The organism is Micromonospora sp. D75 (genome assembly GCF_018070405.1).
Classification (GTDB): domain Bacteria; phylum Actinomycetota; class Actinomycetes; order Mycobacteriales; family Micromonosporaceae; genus Micromonospora; species Micromonospora chalcea.
This window is the reverse complement of record NZ_JAGPXV010000532.1, coordinates 1-4240: the sequence shown is the minus strand read 5'-3', so window position 1 is coordinate 4240 and position 4240 is coordinate 1. Positions and strand designations below refer to the sequence as shown.

The following is a 4240-nucleotide window of genomic DNA, read 5'->3' as shown; positions in this document are numbered from 1 at the left end:
GGGCACACCCGGGCGTTTGACCAGATGGTGTCGTGGTTGGCGGTGCATACCGCGAAGTCGGCGGTGTCGCAGCTGATGCGCATCAGTTGGCGCACCGTCGGGGCGCTCGTGGCGCGGGTGTGGGCCGACACCGGTGCCGCGGTGGACCGCCTTGAGGGACTGCGCCGTATCGGCATCGATGAGATCAGCTACAAGAAGGGCCACCGCTACCTGACCGTGGTGGTCGATCATGACACCGGCTGGCTGGTCTGGGCCTCGCCCGGCAAGAGCGCGGCGACCCTCAACGCGTTCTTCGACCTGCTCGGCGATGAGCGGGCCGCGAAGATCACGCACGTGTCCGCCGACGGCGCGGACTGGATCACCACCGTTATCCGACGGCGCTGCCCGAACGCCGTGCGCTGCGCCGATGCATTCCACGTCGTGGCCTGGGCCACCGACGCCGTGGACAGGGTTCGCCGCCAAGCCTGGAACGAGGCCACCGGCCGTGGCGCCGGCCGTCGCGGCGTCGCCGTCGGCACGGCCCGCCAGTTGAAGAACACCCGCTGGGCGTTATGGAAGAACCCGGAGAACCTCACCGACGCCCAGCAGGCCAAACTCGCCTGGATCGCCAAGACCCACCCCCGCCTGCACCGGGCCTGGGCGTTGAAAGAAGGACTCCGACTGGTGTTCACCCTGGCCAAGACCAGCCCGACAGCCGCAGTCGAGGCCCTCGACCGATGGATCGGGTGGGCCCGCCGCAGCCGCATCGACATCTTCATCGACCTACAACGACGCGTCACCCGTCACCGCGACCAGATCATCGCCGCCATCACCCATGGCCTGTCCAACGGCCGCATCGAGTCCGTCAACGCCAAGATCCGCCTCATCACCCGCATGGCCTTCGGCTTCCACTCATCCGAAGCCCTCATTGCCATGGCCATGCTCAGCCTCGGCGGCCACCGACCCGAACTACCCCGCCCATGAACACCCGACCCACACATCCGTCACAAGACCCATAAATATGCCTGAGAGTCATATCGCTCGAGGCCTCACCTTTCCGGAGGGCCGCCGGCCGCCGTCGTGACACGCTCGGCCCGGGTCGAGGCCCAGCGCCGCCTCGCGGTGTGACAGGCGTCGCCTCGAGCGGGGCTCCGGGCCCGTCGGAACAGTCCTAGCGTCGATCACATGGCCCTCGCCGGACCCCGCTGATGGGGCGCGTCTCGCCGCTCCCGCCGCCCGGGCCGCTGCGCACCCTCGCGTACGCCACGCTTGTCAACACGGTCGGCGCGGGGCTGTGGCTGGCGGGCGGGGCGCTCTACCTGACCCGGGACGTGGGCCTCTCCGCCACCTCGGTGGGCGCCGGGCTCACCGTCGCCGGGCTGGTCGGGCTCAGCGCGAGCGTGCCGCTTGGCGCGCTGGCCGACAGGTCGGATCCGCGTACGCTCCGGGCCGTCCTCCAGGTGGGCCAGGCGGTCGCCGCGCTCGCGTACCTGCTGGTCGGCTCGTTCCCGGCGTTCCTGGCGGTGGCGGTGCCGGAGGCGCTGCTCGCGACCGGCAACCTGGCGGTACGGGCGGCGCTCGTGGCGGCGGTGGGCGGCCCGGACGGCCGGGTGCACGCCTTCGCCACGCTGCGCGCGGTGGCGAACCTGGGCATCACCGTCGGTACCGCGCTGGCCGGGATCGCGCTCGCGGTGGACACGCACCGGGCCTACCAGGTGCTCGTGGTCGGCAACGCGGCCACCTACCTGCTCTCGGCGGCACTGCTGCTGCGCCTGCCGCCGCAGCCGGCCACCGACGGCGCGCGACGCACGCCGGGCGCGCCGCGGCGCGGCGGGCGTGGCGGGCCGCTGCGGGACGGACGATTCCTCGCGGTCAGCGGCGCGTCGGCGGTGCTGAGCACGCACGTGACGGTGCTCGTGCTCGTCGTACCGCTGTGGACCGTGGACCGGGCCGGCGCGCCGCCACCCGTGGTGTCGGCGGTGCTGCTGGCAAACACGATCCTCACCGTGCTGCTCGCGGTCCGGCTGAGCCGGGGCGCGGAGCGGGCCGCGCCGGCCGCCCGGAAGCTGCGCCGGGCCGGGCTGGTACTCGCGGCGGCGACACCCCTGTACGCCGTGACCGGCGTCCTGCCGGTGCTGCCGGCGGTCGTGCTGCTGCTCGTCGCGACGGCGGTGTGGACGGTGGGCGACCTGTGGCACGGCGCGGCCGGGGCGGGCCTCGCCTACGACCTGGCCCCGCCCGGCGCGATCGGGGCCTACCAGGGCGCGGACGGCCTGCTCGCCGGGCTGGCCCAGGCGCTCGGCCGGGGCCTGCTCACGCTGCTGGTGCTCGGCAGCGGTCCGGTCGGCTGGCTGGTGCTCGGCGTGGTCTTCGCCGCCGCGGGGCTGGCCGCCCCGGCGCTGACCCGCCGGGCGGTGGCGCACCGGCCGGCGCCACGGGCGCGACCCGTCGGCGTGCCCGGCTGAGCGCGGTGTAGCAGCATGGCGGGATGACCGACCAGTCCTCCCTCACCATCCGCCCCGGCGGACCCGGCGACGCGCCCACGCTGCTGCGGCTGCTCGACAGCGCCACCGCCTGGCTGGCCGAACTCGGGCGTACCGACCAGTGGGGCACCGAGCCGGCGTCGATCGACCCGCGCCGCATCGCCCAGGCCGAGGAGTGGGCGGCCGGGGACGGCCTGTACCTGGCCGAGATCGACGCGACGGTCGCGGGCGCGCTGGTGGTGGGCGCGGCCACGAACTACGTGCCGCCGGCCACCGAACCCGAGCTGTACGTGAACCTGCTGGTCACCGACCGGGCGTACGCGGGGCGCGGGGTCGGTGCGGCGCTGCTGGCGTACGCGGCGGAGCTGGCCCGTGAACGCGGCGTCGGCCTGCTGCGGGTGGACTGCTTCCGCAGCCCCGACCGGGCGCTCGTCCGGTTCTACGAGAGCTGCGGGTTCACCGCCACCGAGCCGTTCGTCGTGGAGCGGCCGGGCCGCCCGACGTGGACCGGGCAGGTGCTGGAGCGCCGGGTCGGCTGAGTCAGCCGATCTCCTCGTCCACGAAGCACCAGCGCCACGACTCCCCCGGCTGGACCGACCGCATCACCGGATGCCCGGCCGACTCGAAGTGCTTCGTGGCGTGCTGGTACGGCGACGAGTCGCAGCAGCCCACGTGCCCGCAGGTCAGGCAGGCGCGCAGGTGCACCCAGTCGGGGTTGCCGATCGCCACGCAGTCCGGGCACTCGGTGGTGGTGGCGGGCTCGGCCGTGCCCGCCTCGGCCAGGTGCCGGCAACTCATTCGACGACCTCCTGTCGCAGCAGTGACTCCTCCAGATCCAGGTCACGATAGGCGCGGGTGAGCACCTCCTCCGGGATCTGGCCGGAGTCGCGGGCGGCCCGGAACACCTCCCGCTCGGCGTCGATCATCTCCTGACGCAGGCGCGCGTACGCCTGGGAGGGGGTTTCCCGTTCGGTGCCGCCGAGCCGCTCCCAGGCCAGGTTGGCCCGGGTGGTGGTCAGCCCACGCAGGCGCTCCACCACCGCTTCCGGCGCGCCCCCGGCCAGTTCGTCGAGGCGTTCCCGGGCCGCCCGGCTCGCCCGCTGCTGCACCCCGGCGGCGGACAGCGCGTCCTGCACCGGGTCGTCCGGCGGCAGCCGCAGCCGCCGGGCCAGCCACGGCAGCGTGGCGCCCTGCCCGACCAGCGTCGCCACGATCACCGCGAACGCCAGCCAGATCAGCAGCGCGCGCGGGTACGGCGTGTCGCCGGCGAGGGTGAGCGGCAGGCCCAGCGCGGCGGCCAGCGTCACCACGCCGCGCATGCCGGCCCAGCCGATGACGACCGGGAACTGCACCGGCGGCGCGGGATCGCGCCGGCGTACCCGCGGCACCAGCCGGGCCAGGTAGGTGGCCGGGAAGACCCAGACGAACCGGGCCAGGAAGACGGCGGCCAGCACCGCGGCGGTGATCGCGGCGATCGAGCCGAGCGGCTCCTCCAGGTCGCGTACCACCTCCGGCAGCTGCAGGCCCACCAGCAGGAACACGAGTCCTTCGAGGAGGAACCGGATCAGCCGCCAGAACGCCGTCACCTGCAGGCGGGAGGCGGCCGACATGAGCGTGGGCAGCTTGTGCCCGATGCCGAGGCCGGTCACCACCACCGCGACCACCCCGGAGGCGTGGATCTCCTCGGCGGCGAACACCACGGCGAACGGCACGATCAGAGACAGCCCTTTGTCCAGCACCGGGTCGGTGGAGCGTTTGTGCAGGAAGCCGAAGACAAC

At 73.8% G+C, this 4240-nt stretch carries 5 protein-coding genes; 3 read left to right on the top strand and 2 right to left on the bottom strand.

Annotated features, from left to right (window positions below; all coding sequences use genetic code 11):
- The 3 genes from KBX39_RS24815 to KBX39_RS24805 all read left to right on the top strand — a co-directional run.
- Window positions 1-963 (top strand): ISL3 family transposase (locus KBX39_RS24815; protein ID WP_210872763.1); only part of this gene is annotated, 963 nt, incomplete at its 5' end.
- A gap of 224 nt (window positions 964-1187) precedes the next feature.
- A complete protein-coding gene (locus tag KBX39_RS24810; protein ID WP_210872761.1) occupies window positions 1188-2444 on the top strand; it encodes an MFS transporter in 1257 nt (418 codons plus the stop codon).
- Window positions 2445-2467: 23 nt separating this feature from the next.
- Window positions 2468-3001 (top strand): GNAT family N-acetyltransferase, encoded by a 534-nt coding sequence (locus KBX39_RS24805; protein ID WP_210872759.1) that lies wholly within the window; start codon window positions 2468-2470, stop codon window positions 2999-3001.
- Window position 3002: 1 nt separating this feature from the next.
- Here KBX39_RS24805 and KBX39_RS24800 read toward each other — a convergent pair whose 3' ends face one another.
- Both KBX39_RS24800 and KBX39_RS24795 read right to left on the bottom strand, forming a co-directional pair.
- Complete coding sequence (locus tag KBX39_RS24800; RefSeq protein WP_043325056.1) at window positions 3003-3260, bottom strand: UBP-type zinc finger domain-containing protein; 258 nt, start codon at window positions 3258-3260, stop codon at window positions 3003-3005.
- On the bottom strand, window positions 3257-4240 hold a 984-nt coding region (locus KBX39_RS24795), incomplete at its 5' end, for a sodium:proton antiporter (protein ID WP_210872757.1). The genes KBX39_RS24800 and KBX39_RS24795, both read right to left, overlap by 4 nt.